The sequence below is a fragment of the Thermogemmata fonticola genome, assembly GCF_013694095.1.
GTDB lineage: Bacteria > Planctomycetota > Planctomycetia > Gemmatales > Gemmataceae > Thermogemmata > Thermogemmata fonticola.
The window spans coordinates 211,262-230,840 of the sequence record NZ_JACEFB010000002.1 but is presented as its reverse complement, the minus strand read 5'-3'; the positions used below and the strand labels follow the sequence as shown (position 1 = coordinate 230,840).

Here is a 19,579-nt window from a genome sequence, read left to right as displayed (position 1 = left end):
TGCACAGCCGCTTGCTCCGCCCTTCCCCGCTTTCCCACGGGATCGTGAAAACAACGATACCAAAGAGACAGATTTTCGGCCACCGAGTCATGCAAAAACAGCGGCAGTGTTCTCTATTCCGGTCCGATCAATTCCACACACGCCAGACAAATAGCGGCCAATCTCCCATGTCTACTCGATTGAGAGGCAAGCGACAACCGTTATTTCGGGGAAAAGAACGGCCAGCTAGCACGCCTTGTCCGTCGGTTGACGCTGGGTATTCCCGGAAGCGGCGTAAGATGGAGGGATGGAGTGTCGTATAAAGAGAGGTAGAAAAGTGAGAGGCAGGGCATACGGGACCCGCGTAAGGAAGCAGGAGGCAGAAGGGGAGTGTGAGCCGTCCTTGGCGGAAGTGAGGGGTGGACATGAGCGCGACAGCCGAGTCTTCGCACCGGGAAAAAAGTGTGGAATCCAATGCGGCGCCAACCGGATCCAGTCTGCGGGACAAAATTCCCACCGAGGCGGAACAGGAACAAACAGGATTAGGCAACTACTTCATCGCCAACTATCCGCCGTTTTCCTTCTGGAAGAAGGAATGGGTACCGGCAGTGTACGAGGCTCTCTCCCGGCCTCCACGCCCCAATGTGCCTTTGGGCTTGTATGTGCACATTCCCTTCTGCCGCAAACGCTGCAAGTTCTGCTACTTTCGGGTCTATACGGACAAAAACGCACGGGACATCGAGATTTATCTGGAAGCGTTGATTCAGGAAGTCGAATTGCTCAGCCGCACGGCGTGCGTCGGGAACCGGCCCTTGGATTATGTCTATTTCGGGGGAGGAACGCCCTCCTATCTTAGCGCAGGGCAATTGGACCGGCTGCTCCACCGCTTGCGGGAGATTATGCCATGGGATGCAGCACGTGAGATCACCTTTGAGTGCGAACCAGGCACTTTACAGAAACACAAGCTGGAAACCCTCTGCCAGCACGGCATCACCCGTTTGAGCTTAGGGGTGGAAAATTTCAAACCGGAGATTCTCCAGTTCAACGGCCGCGCTCACAGCGAAGAGGAGATCTATCGAGCCTACGCTTGGGCCAGAGAACTGGGTTTCCCGCAGATCAACATCGATCTGATCGCGGGAATGGTCGGGGAGGACTGGGACAACTGGCGGCGGTGTGTTGCCAAAACCTTGGAATTGGCACCGGATTGCGTCACCATTTATCAGATGGAGTTGCCCTACAACACGATTTTCTCCCGCGAGTTGCGGCAGGCCGGTTCCGAGAGCCTCCCGACTTCTCCGGCGAACCGCGCCGACGGTAGCGGAAACCAGAACCAAACCGGATGGCAACTAACCCTGGTGGATGAAACGACTCAACAGCGGCTGGAGATTGCTGACTGGCCCACGAAACGCGCCTGGGTCGAGTATGCCTTCGCCGAGTTGGAACGGGCGGGATACACCGTCACCAGTGCGACCACAGCGGTCCGCAACCCTGCGACCACCCGCTTTGTCTATCGGGAAGCGCTCTGGCACGGAGCAGATATGTTCGGCACCGGGGTTGCTTCCTTTGGCCACATCAACGGCGTGCATGTGCAAAATGTCGATACCTGGGAACAGTACATTGGCAAGCTCCAGGCTGGAGAGTTGCCCTTCGGACGTGCCTTAGTCACCACCGAACGCGACCGACTGATCCGCGAGGTGATTCTTTTGCTGAAGACCGGCTATCTGGATGTCGCTTACTTCCGGGACAAATACGGCGTGGACATTCGGGATGAGTTTCGTCCAACGATTCAACAACTCTGCGACCAAGGCTACCTCCAAGTGGATTCCGAGAGCATCCGCTGTACGCGTAAGGGGTTGATCCAAATCGACCGGCATCTGCCCCGCTTTTTCGACCCGCAGTATATCAGCAGCCGATATACGTGATCTGAGCCAGCCGATGTACGTGATCTGAGCCGTCGAGACGCTAGATGCCACAGGGGTACAATGGCAAGCGTGTCCGTGACGTGACACGAAGCTACTAGAGCAAGGTCCGGCAGCGATGACCGAGCCGCGCACATTTGCGATGGGGAAGTACCTGGCAGTCCTGCCCTCGGAGCTGCGCTACTGCAAGAACCACATGTGGTGCCGCGTGGGAGAGGAAGGGATCCACACCTTCGGCTTCACCTCTTATGCGGTACGCCTGATGCGGGATGTATACTTTCTGGAGTGGCGGATCGATGCTGGCCAGCACGTTGCGGCCCGTCAAGAAATCGGGTTCATTGAGACGCAGAAAGCCACCTCCGGACTGTATGCCCCTTTGGCAGGGCAGGTCATCCAGATCAACCCAGAAGTATTGCAGGACCCCGGCCTGATCAACGTCGATTGCTACGGCGCCGGCTGGTTATTCCAACTCCGGGCCGATCCAGCAGAGACTCTCACCGTCGATCAATATCATGCGCATCTGGAAGCGGGATGGGAAAATACCCAGCGGATCATCAAAGCTCAAATGAACAAGTTGGGATTGGAGGAATAAACTGGCCGTTAGGAAGCCATAAACCTTGCTGCTCAGGGACTAGCCGCGAAGTCAAGGCACCTACCGGCCCGCCCGCTGAGTGATCCACCTACCGCAAGAAACGCCTCCGGAACCAGAGAGGAGAAGCCGTCATGGCCCGCAACCGATTAACCATTGTGATCTCGCAGTCGCCTGGGAAGCATCCGGCGAAACGTTCGCTGGAAGAGGCGATTGTGGCCGCCCTGTTGGGCCGCCCGGAATACGAGGTAGCCGTCGTGCCCAACCTCTACGATCTGGAGCCGGACCATTCGGGCTTGCTGTTTTTGCAAGCGGTGCGAGGCGACTTGGTTGTTCTTTCGTGGCTGTATCCCCGCGCCGCTTTCTGGATCCTGGACCGCCACGGCATTCAAGGACATTTCGGCAAAACACAGTTGGGCAAAGCAGAGGAAGAGGCCTCAGAGGAGGCGGAACCCTCTCCTTCCAGGGAAGCTCAAGACCAGACAGAAGCCCCAGAGCAGGCGGGAATCGGCCCCAAAGGGGAGATACCCTCCCGCTGGATCTATCCCGTAGATCTCCGGGAGGCGGAACGGGCGGAGGAAGTTCTCGCCGAAATCGAACGGATTGCTGAAGAGTGCCAGCAAAGGCAGGCGAAGGATGCCACCAAGGACGCGGTCGGGGCAGCACCCCCCGTCTGGGTCAGTTTGGGCCTGGCCTTGCAGTGGAACGGAACAGCCACACCGAACGGAACGGTGCACCCCTTTTCGGAGCCGCCGGCAAATTCCGTCCATCCGCCACCAGAAGCGGGAAGTATGACAGCCGCGACATTCCTCGAACCCACCCCCCGGCGCTGGTACCCGGTGATCGATTACAGCCGGTGCACGAACTGCTTGGAATGCCTCGACTTCTGTCTTTTTGGCGTGTACGGAGTGGATGCTCTGGAACGGATCCTCGTCGAGAACCCCGACCAGTGCAAGAAGGGATGTCCAGCTTGCAGCCGGGTGTGCCCCCAGCAAGCGATCATGTTCCCGGAGTACAAATCACCGGCAATAGCTGGGGCGGAGATCGGCGCTACCGGAAGCGTCAAGATCGACCTAAGCAAGCTGTTTGGCGGCGAGAGTGGGGATGCCTTATCCCTTGCTGTCGCCGAACGGGATCGGGAACTGATTAACGCAGGCCGGCAAGCCGTGGGCATGAGCGTGGGCATTCCCAAACGCCAGAGTCACAAAACCGAGCAACCCAAGGATGAATTGGATAAGCTCGTGGACGACCTCGACAATCTCGGCCTGTGAGCGGAAGCCGCCGGTGAGCAGAAGCAGTCGATAGCCCAAGCAGCCGGCGAGCAAGCGAAGCCGGGAGCGCAAGAAGCCGGTGCTTACAAGCACGATCCTAGACACTAAGCGTTTCCGTAAAACACGACACCAGCCCGTAAGGGAAAGCGAAACAACGGAGGCGGGGGAGCAAATCAGCAGCATGATCCAACCGGCACGATTGACAGCAGCCTATCAGCGCGTCCGGGAGGCATTACTAGCGGAGCGAACAGCGGCAGGCCATTGGCTCGGGGAATTATCCAGTTCGGCCTTGTCCACCGCCACAGCGGTCATGGCCTTGCAGCTTGTCAACCCCTTCGAGCATAGCGAACGCATCACCGCTGGTTTGCACTGGCTGGTGAAACACCAGAATGCCGACGGTGGCTGGGGAGACACCGTCCGCAGCCGGTCGAATCTCTCCACAGCGATGCTGGTGCGAGCTGCCTTCCGCCTAATTGGCGCCGAGAAAACTTGGGCGGACAGCGTCACCCGCCTGGAAGAGTACATATCCCAGCAGGCCGGTGCGACCGCTGAACGCCGCGCCGAAGCCATCCGCCGCCGCTATGGAAGGGACCGAACGTTCTCCGTGCCGATCTTGATGAGCTGCGCTATAGCCGGTCTAGTCCCGTGGCAGGAGGTCCCGCGCTTGCCCTTCGAATTGGCCGCGCTGCCGCAAAGCTGGTATCGCTTCGCACGCCTTCCCGTTGTCAGCTATGCTCTGCCTGCGCTGATCGCCATCGGCCAGTGTATTCACGCTCACCGGGGAACCTGGAACCCACTAGCGGCGCTGCTCCGCCGTTTCACGCGCCGACGCACTCTCCGCCTTCTACGGCAGATTCAGCCGGCTAGCGGGGGGTATCTGGAAGCCACACCCTTGACCAGCTTCGTAATCATGGCATTAGCTCGCCTGCGGCAGCGCGACACCACCGCGGAAGCCATCATCGCTCAGGGCGTCCAATTTCTGGTCCATTCTCAACGTCCGGATGGAAGCTGGCCCATCGACACCAATCTGGCCACCTGGGTTACCACCTTGGCCATCCAGGCTTTCGCCGCCGCAGAAGACCTGCCATCTCTGAAAAACCCGGAACATCTGCGTGACTGGTTACTCCAGCAGCAACACCGCCACAGGCATCCCTACACCGGAGCTGCACCGGGGGGATGGGCCTGGACCGATCTACCCGGCGGCGTACCCGATTGCGACGATACCCCCTCTGCGATTCTCGCGCTGGAGCATCTGCTGGGCCACCCCTGCCCACCACCCACCGAATTGGACCTGGCTCGAAAATGGCTCTGCCAATTGCAGAACTCTGACGGCGGCTTCCCCACCTTCTGCCGCGGCTGGGGAAAATTGCCCTTTGACCGCAGCGGCCCGGACCTGACCGCTCATGCCCTACGTGCCCTACGCCTGTGGCACAACGTAGGGGGACCCGTTCGTTCTCAGCTTGAGCAGGTAGTCGATCGCGCCTGGAATTTCCTACGCTGTTGCCAGCAAGCGGACGGAAGCTGGCTCCCTTTATGGTTCGGCAATGAACACGCCCCGGATGAAACCAATCCTGTCTATGGCACCTGCCGAGTATTAGCCGCCTATCGCGACTGGGGGAAGGAGAACATTGCCGAATGCCGGCGGGGGGTGGAGTATTTGCTGGGGGCACAAAACAGCGACGGGGGCTGGGGCGGAGCCGCCGGTTGCCCATCCTCTGTCGAGGAAACCGCCTTGTGTGTGGAGATTCTGCTGGACCTCGCCCAGAATACACCAGAGCGGCAAGCTGTCGAACGCGGCCTGACCTGGCTGATCGAAGCGGTGGAGAGCGAACGGTTCCGCCAAGCGTCGCCCATCGGCCTGTACTTCGCCCGCCTGTGGTACTACGAGAAACTCTACCCCCTCATTTTCACCTTGGCCGCCCTAGGAAAAGCCGTCAAACGACTGCCTCCATCCGCCCCATAAACCGGTCCGAATGGCAGCGGCGATTCGAGGTGGCATAAACCTCCACCTCATCGAACCAGGGAGAGCGGCAGGATGGGTAGGTTGCGTTCGAGTTGTCACCAACCTCCACCTCACCGGTCGGGAGCCGGCGGTAGGATGGGGCGAAACTCCCCCTTCCCTTTGCGGTCGAGATGGCGATTGAGATCGATCGGATCGAACGCCACCTTGGCCCCCTGCGGCGGTATCTCTTCCTTAGCACACCACAGGATAGCGTTGACCACGATCCTACGGAAATGTTCGCTGCCCCAGTTGCGATGGAAGTGGCCGCCGGTGAAGCCGAAACTCCGCCCGCCATCGGGGCGTTCATAGGCCCAAGCTAAAGTTTCGATCTGGCCGGCCCGCAGCTTCGTGGCCTCGGTGCGCCGGGTGTTATCTGGCGGCACCGCCTGGAGAATCGGCGTCACCCCGCGGAGGTCCTCCAAAAAGCGAATGCCGTAGTACCACTCATCCCGCAAGCGGAAGGGCGTCACTCCTCGTGTGATTGGGTGCTTGGGCAAACTCCGTATTTCCGCATCCCAGTGGGGATTGATGGAATAGCCTGTCTCGTAATATCCTCCCAGCCAGCGTTTGACCGAGCCGGCAATATCCCGCGTCCCTTGCCGCACAGGGTATTCCACCGCATAGTGCAAGTTGACCCAGCCGACACCCCGGTCGATTTGGCGCTGGACCAACTCCATCCGCTTGGGTTGAATGGCAGGATGCCCCCCGCCGCCATCCATGTACAGGACAATGCAGTCCGCTGTTTCCAGCATTTTTTCGTTCTTAGGCCAGCCATCACGCGACAGAATGGGAAACACGTTGGCGTTCTGCCGCAGCAGCTTCGCCAGGATTACACAGCCGGCGAAGAACTCATGTTCCCCCGGTCCATGACTAGCACGGCCCGCGACCAACAAAATGCGTTTGCCCTTGTAATCCGCCGCCGGTTCGACTTCCAAGGGAACCTGGGACTGATCGTAAGGATCGAAGTCGATGCGCAACTGAGTTGCAGTTGGTTGAATCATAGCCAATGTGCCAGGGGGGACAAATGATTCCGTATGCATCGCTTTGGCTGAGGATTCCGCGAGGAACGACTTGTCGGCTTGGCCCGCCACAGAGGCAGTCACGAGGCCGGCAACCCCCACCGCCAATCCTAAGACCGGTATGCCACTGGCCATCCGCGGGGAGAACTTCAACTTGGCAAGCATCCGCTGGCAATATCGGAGGCAACACCAACTCGCAAGGCAAAGCAGAGATCGCATGGCAGGCTCCTCGTAAGGAACAGGCTCAAACGTGGTATAGAGCGTGGATGGACGTAGAAAGTCAGTGGGTCGGGAGGGCAGGAGGAACAGCAGGCCTGTTTTTTCCGGCATTTTACCTGCGTCGCCTTGTCATCGACCCCAGAAGCTTCCAATTAGTAATACGGAGGGATTGCAGAGCTGTCTGCGGTCTCCGTAGAGATAACGGAGCCGTCTATCCGGTTGGAGTCAGCATGACCTGAAGTGTCGCCTACGCAGCACTGAAAGGTTCCCGCCAACCTCCGACCGCCATATGAGTCGTACTTGATGTGAGGCTCTGCGGTTTGAATTCAACCTCGCACCCCTGGAGGGACCGTGACCACTGCAATTGACGCCACGGCAACCGTCCACGAACGCTCCCCCGTTTCCACAGCCCGGCCATCCACCGCTGCTTTCAAGGATGTACCGCCCGAACGGAGCCTGCGTGATGCCATCCGGGCTGCGGCCGACGCGTACTGCCGCCGCTTGGACAAGTCCAAGCCGCTAACCAAGGAATCCACACGGGCGATGGCCGAAGAAGTGTTGCGGCAGTTGGGGCTGAGCGAGCGGTACTTGGGCTTCACTATGGTCATGATCACCAACGCCTTTTGGCGGGACCAGGTAGCAGCCGTCCCCTTCCATCGCCGCTTGATGCTACTGCCCCACTGTCTGAAAAATGCGGAGGGTTGCCCGGCGGATTACGATGAATTCGGGCTGGATTGCCGCAAATGCGGAGCCTGCCATGTCGGCGACTTTCGCACCAAAGCGGAACAGCTAGGCTACAAGGTGCTCATCAGCGAAGGTACACCGATCGTTCTGAAAATCATCGTCTCCGGTCATGTGGACGCGATCGTCGGTGTCGCATGCCTCAACGTGCTGGAGAAAGCCTTCGACAAGGTGTTGCTGGCGGGTATTCCTTGCTTGGCCACTCCTTTGCTTTCCAGCAATTGCAAGAACACTTCCGTGGACAATGACTGGGTCTTCGAGACGATGGGCGTCCACACGCCTCCTCCTCCCCAACAAACGAAGACCTACATGCACCTGATGCGGGCCGCCAACAAGCTGTTCGAGGAAGCGGAACTCTATCGTTTGGCGGCCCCTCCGCGGGGAGGAAAATTATCCCTGAGCGAAGCCCTTCACCACATCGACCCTCTCATCCGCCAAGAGGCCATTGCCCTGGATTTCCTGATGCGCGGGGGCAAGCGTTTCCGCCCCTTCATCACTTTGGCCGCTTACGACGCCATGCGCGGCGCACCTGCCACCCGCCAAGCAGAAGGCTGGGAATTCTCCGATGCGGTCAAACGCACCGCTTTGGCTATCGAAACTTTCCACAAAGCGAGCTTAGTCCATGACGACATCGAAGATGACGATGCCTACCGCTATGGCCAGCAGACGCTGCATCGGGTTTACGGCTTGGGAACGGCCATCAATGTCGGCGATTATCTCATCGGCTTAGGTTACCGCTTGGTCTCCCGCGATCGTCAGGCTTTAGGCAGCGACACCGCCGCCGACATTCTGGACAAACTGGCCGAAGCTCACACAAAACTCTCCGAAGGTCAGGGAGCCGAGTTGTTGTGGCGGGAAGCTCCCCAAGCCTTATCGACTCTTGAAGCCCTCAAAATTTACGCCCTCAAGACAGCCCCTGCCTTTGAAGCGGCTCTTTACTGCGGCATCCGTTTGGCCGGGCCAGTGAATGGCCTAGAAAAATCCGTGGCCGACTTTGCCCGCCACCTCGGCGTGGCCTTCCAAATCCTCAATGACATCCAGGATTGGGTCGGTGACGATCATAACAAACTCCTTGCCGGGCAGGACACCTTCGCGGCCCGTCCCACACTTCTGTTGGCTCTGGCTTTGGAAGCCCTTCCCGCGGCCGAGCGCAGCGAACTGCTCCACCTCCTCCGTGGCAGCGCCACACAGCCCGCCACAACACCAGAACAACCGGCGGAATGGTTCCAGCGGGTCCGAGAGTTGTACTTTGCCGCCGATGTCTTCACCAAGGCAGATAAACTGGTCGATAAATTCCGCGCCAAGGCCGAAGCCATCGCGGATGAATTGCAACCCGACGAACTGCGCGAATTGCTCTACTACTTAGTCGATACGGTGCTGGAAAAAGGGGAACTTCCCCAAGCCGAGCCGCCCCAACTGCTCGCTTTGACCCTCCGGTCATGAGAGGTGTCTGCCCCTGACGGAGGTGCCTACCTCAAGCTGACACCGAGGCAATTCCCGGCAGTTACCATGATACACAGCATGCAGATAACTTGTGGGGCACACCGAGTAATATTAGGAGTGAACCGGGCAAGTACCGCTGAGAAGTAAAGCGGGTATACACCTTCAGGGAAGCGAGCTTCTAGCCGTTACTGGTTTCCCGCACCGTTAAAGTCGGAGTCATCCTCATGCCGGAAAAAGTGCGGATTCTGTTCGTATGCGTGGAAAACTCCAACCGTAGCCAGATGGCCCAAGCTTTTGCCCGAATGTATGGCGGGGAACACGTCGAGGCGCTCTCCGCCGGCAGCCGACCGAGCGGACGGATCAATCCCCAAGCCATCGCTGCGATGGCAGAGTTGGGTTATGATTTGACCCAGCACAACTCCAAAAGTATCGAATTGTACAATGATCAGGAAGTCGATGTGGCGGTAACCATGGGGTGCGGTGACGCCTGCCCCCGTGTTCGTGCCCGTCGCCGCTACGATTGGCAGATTCCTGATCCCCGCGACCTGCCGCCGGAAGAATTCCGCCGCGTGCGTGATCAGATCGCAACACAGGTCCAAGCCTTGCTCCAGGAGCTGGGAGTGCCCCTGCAAGCTCATCCCTTTCCGTCCCGCCCAGCAGCAGGTTCGTAACGCTCCTTCCTTTTGATGAATGGGAGGTTGTAATTCTCCTTTCCCTCTCTACCGTTCGAGTTATTGGTAAGCTGTCACCGCTTCGCTAACCTAGATTTCGCGCAATAGGTTTGGGATTCTTAGTTGGCCTTTCAAGAAGCCCCTCTTTGGCCGAAGGTGGGGTATTTAGGCATGGGGAGGCCGACGCAGCAACGAAACCGTCGTGACAGTCGAGGAGCGCTTCTTATCGCGGATGATAAGCCAGTGGTCATCGCTATCGCGGACGACTTTGTAGCGGTGGGCCTTGAGGATATCCGCCATAAATTCCCGGCAAGTTGGATACCGATCCTGGGGAACTGGAGCCAAGGCCCGTTGCAAGGGGGGCTGTTCCGCAGGAGTTACGAGGGTCAGGTCGGGGGCCGGCCGGCTGAATTGCCGGGGCAGTTCCGTGGGCAGAGCCGGAAAAGGAAAGGCACCGGTCCGCAAAACATAGTAGGTCACTGCGAGACTGAACTGATCGGAGCGCTCCGAGTAATACCCGGTGAAGATTTCCGGGGCGGCATACTCGCGGGTCCCTTGCCGGGGACAGGGAGTCACGGGACCATGCGTGGGCGTGGCCAAACCGTAATCGCTCAGCTTGGCGGTTTCCCCCACCAGCAAGATATTATTCGGCTTGACATCCCCATGCTGGAAGCCCACCTTGCGTCCTTCCCGGCTATGCTGGCGGGCGTTGAGGAAATCTAAAGCATCGGCAACCTGCCAAAGATAGCGGCACAGAAGCGAAGTTTCGATCGGCTGACCCAATTCGTTGTGATACAGGAGCATCAAATCCAGCAGGGTGGCGTCCGCCAATTCCATAACGATGACAATGTATCCCGGCACGCACCACACATCGTAGGCCGGCAGCAGATGGGGATGTTTCAAAGGCAAGAGGGATTGCAGGGAGCGCAGTTCCCGTGCCGTGCTGGTGGCATTCATGCTTGGCATGAATTTCAATGCCACTGTTTGGCCGCTTGGAGCGTCTGCTTCCCATACTTCCGCGAATCCCCCCCGCCCGCGCATCCGCCGCAATCGGTACCCCGGTGCTGGTTCTGCACCTGGCGTCAGGACAAACGCCCCAGGAGTCAAAGACCGGATACGTGGAAACAGGCTAGCCAAAGGCACCTCCCGGTGTAGTCGCTGCAATGAAAGAACTGATAAACACTTCATCAAAAGAACCGAACTTACCCAAACTTAGCACACGAATCTCCGCCATGCTCGAGACTTTGCTCCATTCTCCAGTCCGGTTTTATGCTGGAAACGCAAATCTTCCGTCCGCTTTGGCCTGACAATAATGCCAACCGACCGGGCGCCCATCCTGATAGGGCATGACGCCGTGAAACACCGGGCTTTCCCAGCTCAACACCAGCGGCAGAAAGTAGCGATCCCCCTCCCAGAGAGGTAATTGGAGCACCTCGCAGATCGGAACCCAATGCAGGCTCCCTTCGGGGTTACGTTCCCGTGGCTCCCCCCGAAAACGCCCGACCCGGAAGATGAAGCCAAACCAATCCTCGCCCCCTTTGCCGAACCCAGGCCACGATATGGTTCCGGCCAGCTCCACCTCCTCGCACTCGATGCCGGCCTCTTCGCGGATTTCCCGGCACAGGCCGCTGACCACATCTTCGCCACGGTGCAGTTTCCCCCCTAAACCGTTGTACTTGCCGTAGTGGGGGTCCTGCGGACGAGCATTGCGATGCACCAACAGTACCTGCTTGCGGTCCGGAGAGAAAACGTAACCCAACGTGGCCAAAATCGGTGTATAGGGCATAGCGTGCTCCAGGCGCCGTGTCCGTCGTTCATGGGAATGACACAAACCCTTTTTGTGCCTCGCTCCAAAACAAACCTATCTAGCCTGACTCTTGGGCGGACACTCCCAATGGTTTTGCCAACTTCTGCAGCCCCGATGGATGCCTCCCCATTCTCCACCGTCGCCCACACCTTGGGCAAGACAACATCGCCTCTTGAGGTCCAGAAAACCTCCTCGCAAGGATGAAAATTCGCCCCAGCGATCAGGTCCCGCATTTCGAGTTTGAGGAATGGAAGATAGAAAAGCGAGGCGAGCCGGCGGATGGTTCACCGCCGGCTGCGGGAATATGCCAGGGGGATAGGTCGGGGGAAGGAACGATCCGGGGGCGTACCCAGATCGCCGGTTAGAAACTGCTTCTGCGATCAGCATCCGTTCTCCTCCGGGCCGGTCCTCCGCGACGCCGCCGGCCCGTGTGAACGGACATTTTTCTACCTATGCATCCACCGTGCCAATCCTCAAACATCGCGCCATCTCCACAGCCGAATAACCGGCCACTTTCCCCCTTGATTCCCCGCTGCTCCGGGTTTTTCCGGCATTTCTGACGTCCAGACTCTGTCCTTCCACGCTCACATCCCGCCGCGGCGCAACCCCCAAGCCGCAAGCCTCTTTCCCCTTTCTGCACCGCTTCTGACCAGAGGTGAGAAAAAATTACCACAGGTTTTGCTTCCGGGAAGTATGGCCTCTCCGGTGTGAGATCAGAACCGCAAGGATCAAAACTGAGGTACATCAGGATACAATCTCAGCGAACCAAAAGCGGTAAACTCCTAACAATAGCGGTAAACTCCTAACAATCAGACCGGATGCCGTAAGATGGAATGACCCCCTGAAGCTGGGGGAACCACAGGGAGCTGCTCCAGTCAGCGGGTACAGATGGGTTCGGCGTCAAGCGGAAAGAGGTAACGGAGATTCTCTAGCCAGAACTGGAAAAGGATCCGTGGCAATGTCCGGAATGAGGGAAGCCGCTTGGGAAGAGCCACGTGCAGCCTATGTACACATTCCCTTTTGTGCCCATCACTGCGGCTATTGTGATTTTGCCGTGATCGCCGGTGCAGATCATCTCATGCGGGATTACCTGCAAGCCCTAGCTTGTGAACTGCGGCAATTAGAGTACCCGCGACCCGTCCAAACCCTCTTTCTCGGCGGAGGCACTCCCACTTATCTGCCCCTGCCTCTACTGGAGGAGTTGCTGTCGCTTCTGAAGCATTGGCTGCCCTTGGCCTTTGACCCTGAAGCACCGGGTGCAACAGCGGATGCCTCCCCAGCGGCAATCGAGTTTTCGGTGGAAGCCACGCCGGAAAGTCTCGATCCCGACAAGCTGGCCCTGTTGCGGGCGTATGGAGTCACGCGCCTGAGTGTCGGCGTTCAGTCATTCCGTTCCGAGTCGTTGCAAGCCTTGGAACGGCGGCACACCAGCACGCAAGCAGAAGAGGTCGTAGCTTGGGCCAGAGACGCCGGATTCGTCGTCTCCCTGGACCTGATCTTTGCCATACCCGGCACAACTTTGGCCGATTGGGCCGCTGATGTGGAATGCGCCTTGGCCCTGCGTCCGGAACATCTCTCCACCTATAGTTTGACATACGAGAAGGGAACACCGCTTTGGAAACGCTGGCAACGCGGTCAGGTCCAAGCGGTGCCCGAAGAGGTCGAATGCGAGATGTATGCCTTCGCCATCGACCGTTTGACGTCAGCGGGATTTGAGCATTACGAAATCTCGAACTTTGCCCGTCCGGGCTATCGGTGCCGGCACAATGAGACCTATTGGGCCAACGAAGCCTATTACGGCTTTGGCGCGGGTGCGGTCCGGTATGTTCGGGGCTGCCGCGAGGGGAACGTCCGGGACACCCGGCAGTACATCCAACGCCTCATGCGGGGTCAGTCCGTGACGGTTTATCGGGAGAAGTTGTCTCCTTGGGAGCGCGCCTGCGAGACGTTGGCGGTACAATTGCGGCGGCGCCGAGGTATCGATCGCCGAGCGTTCCACGAGCAAACGGGGGTAGCCGTGGACGAGCTAGCCGGCGGAGCCATCCGGCAGTTGCAGGAAGAAGGGTTGCTGGAAGAAGAGGGGGCGGCTCTGCGCCTGACGCGGAGGGGGTTGTTTGTGGCCGATGCCGTGATTGCGCAGTTATGGGCCGCCGCCTCACCGTGCGGTTCCATCGAACCAAGCCGCCGCTACAACTTGCCCGTTGTGGAAAATGTTCCACAATAGGAATAAGCCATCCTGACACCCGTCTGGGTGTGGGATGAGGGATAATGGACCAGCCGATGTCAGCACAGGCTAGCCGATCGCCGGACCCCGTAGCGCGGGAGTTGTCCAAAAACCTACGGGTGGACAGTGTCGCCCGGCTCGCTCCCGCTCCGGCTCTGACCCTGGATGCGGACGCGTTGGTGCGGGCAGCGGTGGAGACCATGCGAGCAGGCCGCAGTGGCTGCCTGTTGGTCACCAGCGGCGGACGGCTGGTCGGTTTGTTCACCGAGCGTGACCTGCTCACCCGGGTGTTAGCTCCGGGTCGCTCTCTCGATATTCCCCTGCGGGAGGTGATGACACCGTCTCCCGCAACGGCGGAATTGCAAGAGCCTCTACGTGTGGCTATTCGCCGCATGCAAGAGGGCGGCTACCGGCACCTGCCGGTGGTGGACAGCAACGGACGGCCAGTCGGGGTCATTTCCGCCCGACAAGTGGTCCACTACATCGTGGAGCATTTTCCGGCGGTGGTTTTCAATCAGCCGCCTGATCCCCGGCAGTTTCCCGAAGCTCCCGAAGGTGCCTAGGCTGCCCGTCTGTCCTCCTTCCCTGCCCCTCATCCCCAGCGGCTTGGCGCAAGGATGGCCTGCCCTGCTTGTTCATGGATTGAACACCCCCTGGCTGCCAGCCGATGAAGAGAACGTATGATACCTGATGAGGGATGCCCTTGGATGAACTCTCCCCCCCTACGGTGCAGCCCTAATAACTATGACCACCCATTATTTCACAGGGACCTGATCTCATGACCCTAGAAAACGGCTCCGCTACAACTTCTCCTCCTATGGAACACTCCCAACATTCTCACGTTCCCGAGCAAACTCGCCGCCCTATCCAGATTCTGCGCGAAGCGACTATTCGCTTTGCAGGAGATTCCGGGGATGGCATGCAATTAGCCGGAACCCAGTTCACCAACACCTCGGCCATCGTCGGCAACGACATTGCCACCTTCCCCGATTATCCCGCGGAAATCCGTGCTCCGGCGGGTACACTGGCTGGGGTCTCCGGCTTCCAAATCCACTTCAGCAGCAACGACATCCACACCCCTGGCGACGAACTCGACGCCCTGGTAGTGATGAATCCGGCTGCCCTCAAAACTAACATCAAGGACCTGAGACCGGGCGGCATTCTGATCGTGAACACCGATAACTTTACACCTACCGATCTGGAAAAAGCCCGTTATGAACGCAACCCCCTTGAGGACGGCAGTCTGAACAATTACCGCGTCATTCGGGTTCCCATCGCCAAACTTACCCGCGAGGCAGTTGCCCAATGCAAACTTAGCCCCAAGGAAGCGGACCGCTGCAAGAACTTCTTCGCCTTGGGTCTGGTTTACTGGCTCTATGAGCGGCCAACGGAACCGACCCTTAAATGGATTCAAGAAAAGTTCGCCAAAAATCCGCAATACTTGCAAGCCAACACCGCGGCTCTCAAGGCCGGTTACAACTACGGGGAAACCCTAGAACTGTCCCACGTCCAATACCGCGTGGAGCGCGCGCGACTAGCTCCAGGTACCTACCGCAAAATCACCGGCAATGAGGCGACGGTGCTCGGCCTGACTGCGGCTGCCCTGCTCAGCGGCCGCACCCTTGTATATGGCAGTTACCCGATCACCCCGGCGAGTCCGATTCTGGAAGGGCTGGCCGAAATGCGGCGCTACGGTGTGAAAACCTTCCAAGCCGAGGATGAGATCGCCGCTGTGGGAGTGGCCATCGGGGCCAGTTACGGCGGTGCCATTGGGGTGACCGGAACCAGCGGCCCTGGTGTCTGCCTGAAAAGCGAGGCGATCAACCTGGCCGTCATGACCGAGCTGCCTTTAGTGGTCATCGACGTGCAGCGTGGCGGACCCAGCACCGGACTGCCAACCAAGACCGAACAGGCTGACCTGCTCCAGGCCCTTTTCGGCCGCAATGGGGATAGCCCCGTGGCTGTCGTCGCTCCTCGTTCCCCAGCCGATTGCTTCGACATGATCCTCGAAGCAGTCCGCTTGGCCACGCAGTTCATGTGCCCGGTCTTCTTCCTCTCAGATGGCTACTTGGCCAACGGTGCGGAACCGTGGCGCATTCCGGACATTCAGAACTTGCCGCGGCTGTCCATCACCTTCGCCACCCAGCCCAACAGCCAGGGGTGGAACGGTCCGGCCCATGAGACGAGTATGGACGGCGAAGGGGGCGGCGCTGGCAAATTCCTTCCCTACAAGCGCGATGCCCGGCTCGTGCGGCCTTGGGCCATTCCAGGCACCCCCGGCTTAGAACATCGCATCGGCGGCTTGGAAAAACAGGACATCACAGGCAACATCAGCTACGACCCTCTCAATCACGAACACATGACCCGCGTCCGCCGCCAGAAAATCGAGAACATTGCCGACTTCATCCCCGAACTGGAAGTCACAGGGGATACCGACGCCGATATCCTTTTAGCTGGTTGGGGAGGAACCTACGGGGCCATCACCACAGCCGTCGAACGCCTCCGCCGCCGCGGAATCAAGGTCGCTCAGACCCACTTCCGCTACCTCAACCCCATGCCGAAAAACACGGAAGCTGTCCTCAAACGCTACAAAACTATCCTTGTTCCCGAACTCAACACGGGCCAGCTCTGCTGGCTCTTGCGGGCCAAGTACCTGGTTCCCGCCATCTCCGTCAGCAAAGTCCAAGGCAAACCGTTCCTAGTCTCCGAGCTGGAAGCCGCGGTCGAAAAGGCCCTAAGCCAAAAAACCTCCTGACAGTGCTCTCCCGACAGCCCCGAATGTGGCCATGTTCACGCACAATTTACAGCAATCTTGGAAAGCTATCCGCCCTCAGGACGCCCGGCAAGCTCAGCCTGCGGCTTCCGACACAACGGTGTCCATACTGGATGCCCGCACGAAGACTGCAGAATCCGAAGTGCATACCGTAAAATCTGAAGTGAGGACTTCCATCCTTTACCATTATGGACGCTCTACAGGACCCTAAACTATGGCCATCACAACTGCCCCACTGCCCACACTCAAGCCGGACGACTTCAAGACGGACCAGGAGGTCCGTTGGTGTCCCGGCTGCGGCGATTACTCGATCCTGGCACAAATGAAGAAGGCGTTGGCCTCCCTCGGCATTCCGCGGGAAAAAATCGTCTTCGTCTCCGGGATCGGCTGCTCCAGCCGCTTCCCCTATTACATGAATACCTACGGCTTCCACACGATTCACGGTCGGGCGCCTACCATCGCCACGGGACTGCGTCTAGCTAATCCCGACCTGCTGGTCTGGGTGGTCACCGGCGATGGCGATGGCTTATCGATCGGGGGCAACCACCTGATCCACGCTCTGCGCCGCAATGTGGACATCAAAATCCTGCTTTTCAACAACGAAATCTACGGCTTGACCAAGGGCCAGTACTCTCCCTCCAGCCGCTTGGGCACATTGAGCAAAACCAGTCCCGGCGGATCGTTCGAGACTCCCGTACGTCCTTTGTCTCTAGCTCTGGCGGCCGAGGCCACCTTCGTCGCTCGCACGATCGACGTGGACGTGCAGCACATGGTGCAGATTCTGCAACGAGCAGCTCATCACAAGGGGAGCGCGTTCGTCGAAATCTATCAGAACTGCAAAATCTTCAATGACGGCGTGTTCGAGTACGCCACAGATAAAAGCGTCAAGGCCGATAACCTGCTGTACCTGGAACACGGTAAGCCGATGCTCTTTGGCAAGGACCGCAACAAGGGAATCCGCCTCAATGGCATCAAACCAGAGGTGGTAGAAGTCGGCAAGGACTGCGGTCTCGACGATATTCTCGTCCACGATGAAGCGGCGGAGGACCCGACGCTGGCTTACCTGCTTAGCCGCTTTGTCCATGACACCAGTCAGGATACCGTCCGCCCCTTCCCGGAACCTGTGGGGGTACTCCGGGCTGTCCGCAAACCCACTTACGAAGAACTGCTGGATGCCCGCATCGCGGACGCCATCACCCGTAAAGGGAAAGGCCGGCTGGAAGACTTGTTCAAAGCTGAGGACGTTTGGACCGTGGAGTGAGGACGGCCAACGGCTCTTTCTCCCCATGAATAGACAGCTTTAGTCCCAATCCATCGGAGCATTCAGACTCGAGTCTAACGCGGGTCATCCTCGTGACAACGGACTGAATCTGGGAGGGATGAGGCGATGCGTTGTCCGGCCTGCGACCATGTCAATCCTCCCGGCGCCGATGAATGCGAACGCTGCCAGACACCGCTCACTGCCCTAGACCTGCCCCAACCTCAAGGACAGGTCGAAATGAGCTTGATGACCGATACGGTCGCCGTCCTGCAACCTCGCCCGGCTGTGACCATCGGCTTGGATGCCGACCTGTGCACGGCGATGCGGGCCATGATAGAGCACAAAGTCGGAGCCTTGCTCGTCACGGATCCGCAAGGAGCGCTCGTGGGCATTCTGACGGAACGTGACTTTCTGCTCCGCATCGCGGGGGAAGCGGATTATGAACATCAGCCGGTCCAGCAATACATGACGCCGAAGCCGGAAACCGTCCAAATGGGCGACATTCTAGCGGCAGCATTGGCCAAGATGGATGCCGGCGGTTACCGCCACCTGCCGGTGGTCCAGAATGGCCGACCGGTGGGGGTCATTTCCGTCCGCGATGTACTCCGACACCTGATCCGTTTCTGCGCGGATTGAATAGCGCCGTCTCTCTTTTGGACAGCGTTTCGCCAGAGATAACGATCCTTCGCTCGATTGGTTCGAGGCTCTTAGGATATTCCCGGAGTCCCTATCGGTTGCCAGGATTATGCCAGCTCCAGAGCGGTTACTGGTCCTCCTACGTCAGGCGCGCGTGCTGTTACGCGCCATGCCGGGCCGTCAAGGCCGTGTGATCAACTTGATGGACGCCGACGAAGCCGTCATCTGCGGCGACTTGCACGGTCACTTGGCCAATTTCCAGGCGCTGCTGCAAGTGGCGGACCTAGCACGCCATCCCCGCCGCCACCTCGTTCTGCAAGAGCTTATTCATGGTCCCTTCCGCTACCCCCAAGGGGGAGATAAGTCGCATCAGCTTGTGGACCTATTTGCTGCCCTGCTGGTACAATTCCCGAAACAGGTGCACTATCTGCTCGGCAATCATGAGTTGGCCCAATGGACTGACCGACCGATCCTCAAAGGGGATGTCAACTGTAATGAACTCTTTGAAGAAGGGGTGCGCCAGGCTTACGGGAGCTGGGCATCCTCCATCTACCAAGCCTATTTGGATCTATTCGCAGAGCTGCCCGTGTTGCTCCGCACACCCAATCGCCTAGTCATCTCTCATAGTCTACCTAGCATTCGCCATTCGGTTCACTTTGCTCTTCAACGATTGCAGAGGGAACCACTGGACCCCACGGACCTAGCACCGGGGGGAGCCATCCACAGCCTGGTGTGGGGGCGGGACACAACCCTGGACCATGTGACCGCTTTCTTGCACCACTGCGACGGCGATCTATTGATCAGCGGCCACCTCCCCTGTCCCGATGGTTTCGACATTCCCCACGAACGGCAGATCATCTTGGATTGCGCTGCTTCTCCTGCTTCGTACCTCCTCATTCCCCTCAATCGACCCGTCTCCCACAGCGATTTGGTCGGCTGCTTACGCACGGTGCAGCCCGTGTCTTCCTGAAAACGCCAACAGCGATTGTGTTCTAAGGGCCAACATGCTGGCGGACCATGTAAGG

15 protein-coding genes are annotated in these 19,579 nt (G+C 58.8%); 12 read left to right on the top strand and 3 right to left on the bottom strand.

What is annotated here, in order from left to right:
- Positions 1-404: 404 nt before the first annotated feature.
- From H0921_RS04510 to H0921_RS04495, 4 genes are all read left to right on the top strand, one after another.
- On the top strand, positions 405-1,901 hold the full coding sequence (locus tag H0921_RS04510) for a coproporphyrinogen-III oxidase family protein (protein WP_194536849.1): 1,497 nt from the start codon (positions 405-407) through the stop codon (positions 1,899-1,901).
- Between the two features lie 115 nt (positions 1,902-2,016).
- A complete protein-coding gene (locus tag H0921_RS04505; protein ID WP_194536848.1) occupies positions 2,017-2,490 on the top strand; it encodes a glycine cleavage system protein H in 474 nt (157 codons plus the stop codon).
- Positions 2,491-2,621: 131 nt separating this feature from the next.
- Complete coding sequence (locus tag H0921_RS04500; RefSeq protein WP_194536847.1) at positions 2,622-3,758, top strand: ATP-binding protein; 1,137 nt, start codon at positions 2,622-2,624, stop codon at positions 3,756-3,758.
- Positions 3,759-3,939: 181 nt separating this feature from the next.
- Complete coding sequence (locus H0921_RS04495; RefSeq protein WP_194536846.1) at positions 3,940-5,721, top strand: prenyltransferase/squalene oxidase repeat-containing protein; 1,782 nt, start codon at positions 3,940-3,942, stop codon at positions 5,719-5,721.
- A gap of 110 nt (positions 5,722-5,831) precedes the next feature.
- Here the strand turns inward: H0921_RS04495 and H0921_RS04490 are convergent, their stop codons facing one another.
- Positions 5,832-6,998 (bottom strand): ThuA domain-containing protein, encoded by a 1,167-nt coding sequence (locus tag H0921_RS04490; protein WP_228499000.1) that lies wholly within the window; start codon positions 6,996-6,998, stop codon positions 5,832-5,834.
- A 351-nt stretch (positions 6,999-7,349) separates the two neighbouring features.
- Between H0921_RS04490 and H0921_RS04485 the strand changes: the two genes are divergently transcribed.
- Positions 7,350-9,182 (top strand): polyprenyl synthetase family protein, encoded by a 1,833-nt coding sequence (locus tag H0921_RS04485; protein ID WP_194536845.1) that lies wholly within the window; start codon positions 7,350-7,352, stop codon positions 9,180-9,182.
- Positions 9,183-9,406: 224 nt separating this feature from the next.
- The gene (locus H0921_RS04480; RefSeq protein WP_194536844.1) at positions 9,407-9,853 is read left to right on the top strand and encodes an arsenate reductase ArsC; all 447 of its coding nucleotides are present in this window, start codon (positions 9,407-9,409) and stop codon (positions 9,851-9,853) included.
- 165 nt (positions 9,854-10,018) lie between these two features.
- Here the strand turns inward: H0921_RS04480 and H0921_RS04475 are convergent, their stop codons facing one another.
- Both H0921_RS04475 and H0921_RS04470 read right to left on the bottom strand, forming a co-directional pair.
- Positions 10,019-10,894 (bottom strand): protein kinase domain-containing protein, encoded by an 876-nt coding sequence (locus H0921_RS04475; RefSeq protein WP_228499066.1) that lies wholly within the window; start codon positions 10,892-10,894, stop codon positions 10,019-10,021.
- A 226-nt stretch (positions 10,895-11,120) separates the two neighbouring features.
- The gene (locus H0921_RS04470; protein WP_194536842.1) at positions 11,121-11,639 is read right to left on the bottom strand and encodes an NUDIX hydrolase; all 519 of its coding nucleotides are present in this window, start codon (positions 11,637-11,639) and stop codon (positions 11,121-11,123) included.
- A gap of 979 nt (positions 11,640-12,618) precedes the next feature.
- Between H0921_RS04470 and hemW the strand changes: the two genes are divergently transcribed.
- The 6 genes from hemW to H0921_RS04440 all read left to right on the top strand — a co-directional run bounded on the left by hemW (position 12,619) and on the right by H0921_RS04440 (position 19,524).
- Complete coding sequence (gene hemW, locus H0921_RS04465) at positions 12,619-13,884, top strand: radical SAM family heme chaperone HemW (RefSeq protein WP_228498998.1); 1,266 nt, start codon at positions 12,619-12,621, stop codon at positions 13,882-13,884.
- 56 nt (positions 13,885-13,940) lie between these two features.
- Entirely contained in the window at positions 13,941-14,447 is a 507-nt protein-coding gene (locus H0921_RS04460; RefSeq protein ID WP_194536841.1) for a CBS domain-containing protein, read from the top strand.
- Between the two features lie 254 nt (positions 14,448-14,701).
- Positions 14,702-16,639 (top strand): 2-oxoacid:acceptor oxidoreductase subunit alpha, encoded by a 1,938-nt coding sequence (locus H0921_RS04455; protein WP_390622543.1) that lies wholly within the window; start codon positions 14,702-14,704, stop codon positions 16,637-16,639.
- A 232-nt stretch (positions 16,640-16,871) separates the two neighbouring features.
- Positions 16,872-17,918, top strand: a complete 1,047-nt coding sequence (locus H0921_RS04450; RefSeq protein WP_194536839.1) for a 2-oxoacid:ferredoxin oxidoreductase subunit beta — start codon at positions 16,872-16,874, stop codon at positions 17,916-17,918.
- Between the two features lie 126 nt (positions 17,919-18,044).
- Positions 18,045-18,554, top strand: coding sequence for a CBS domain-containing protein (locus H0921_RS04445; protein WP_194536838.1), 510 nt, complete (start codon positions 18,045-18,047; stop codon positions 18,552-18,554).
- Between the two features lie 109 nt (positions 18,555-18,663).
- Positions 18,664-19,524 carry a metallophosphoesterase gene (locus H0921_RS04440; protein WP_194536837.1) on the top strand — a complete coding sequence of 287 codons (861 nt, stop codon included), beginning with the start codon at positions 18,664-18,666 and terminating at the stop codon, positions 19,522-19,524.
- Positions 19,525-19,579 lie beyond the last annotated feature (55 nt).

Excerpts from the sequence above, each read along its gene's own strand:
- H0921_RS04510 (WP_194536849.1), top strand. The coding sequence starts at position 405 with ATGAGCGCGACAGCCGAGTCTTCGCACCGGGAAAAAAGTGTGGAATCC.
- H0921_RS04505 (WP_194536848.1), top strand. The coding sequence starts at position 2,017 with ATGACCGAGCCGCGCACATTTGCGATGGGGAAGTACCTGGCAGTCCTG.
- H0921_RS04500 (WP_194536847.1), top strand. The coding sequence starts at position 2,622 with ATGGCCCGCAACCGATTAACCATTGTGATCTCGCAGTCGCCTGGGAAG.
- H0921_RS04495 (WP_194536846.1), top strand. The coding sequence starts at position 3,940 with ATGATCCAACCGGCACGATTGACAGCAGCCTATCAGCGCGTCCGGGAG.
- H0921_RS04490 (WP_228499000.1), bottom strand. The coding sequence starts at position 6,998 with ATGCGATCTCTGCTTTGCCTTGCGAGTTGGTGTTGCCTCCGATATTGC.
- H0921_RS04480 (WP_194536844.1), top strand. The coding sequence starts at position 9,407 with ATGCCGGAAAAAGTGCGGATTCTGTTCGTATGCGTGGAAAACTCCAAC.
- H0921_RS04475 (WP_228499066.1), bottom strand. The coding sequence starts at position 10,894 with ATGCGCGGGCGGGGGGGATTCGCGGAAGTATGGGAAGCAGACGCTCCA.
- H0921_RS04470 (WP_194536842.1), bottom strand. The coding sequence starts at position 11,639 with ATGCCCTATACACCGATTTTGGCCACGTTGGGTTACGTTTTCTCTCCG.
- hemW (WP_228498998.1), top strand. The coding sequence starts at position 12,619 with ATGTCCGGAATGAGGGAAGCCGCTTGGGAAGAGCCACGTGCAGCCTAT.
- H0921_RS04460 (WP_194536841.1), top strand. The coding sequence starts at position 13,941 with ATGTCAGCACAGGCTAGCCGATCGCCGGACCCCGTAGCGCGGGAGTTG.
- H0921_RS04455 (WP_390622543.1), top strand. The coding sequence starts at position 14,702 with ATGGAACACTCCCAACATTCTCACGTTCCCGAGCAAACTCGCCGCCCT.
- H0921_RS04450 (WP_194536839.1), top strand. The coding sequence starts at position 16,872 with ATGGCCATCACAACTGCCCCACTGCCCACACTCAAGCCGGACGACTTC.
- H0921_RS04445 (WP_194536838.1), top strand. The coding sequence starts at position 18,045 with ATGCGTTGTCCGGCCTGCGACCATGTCAATCCTCCCGGCGCCGATGAA.
- H0921_RS04440 (WP_194536837.1), top strand. The coding sequence starts at position 18,664 with ATGCCAGCTCCAGAGCGGTTACTGGTCCTCCTACGTCAGGCGCGCGTG.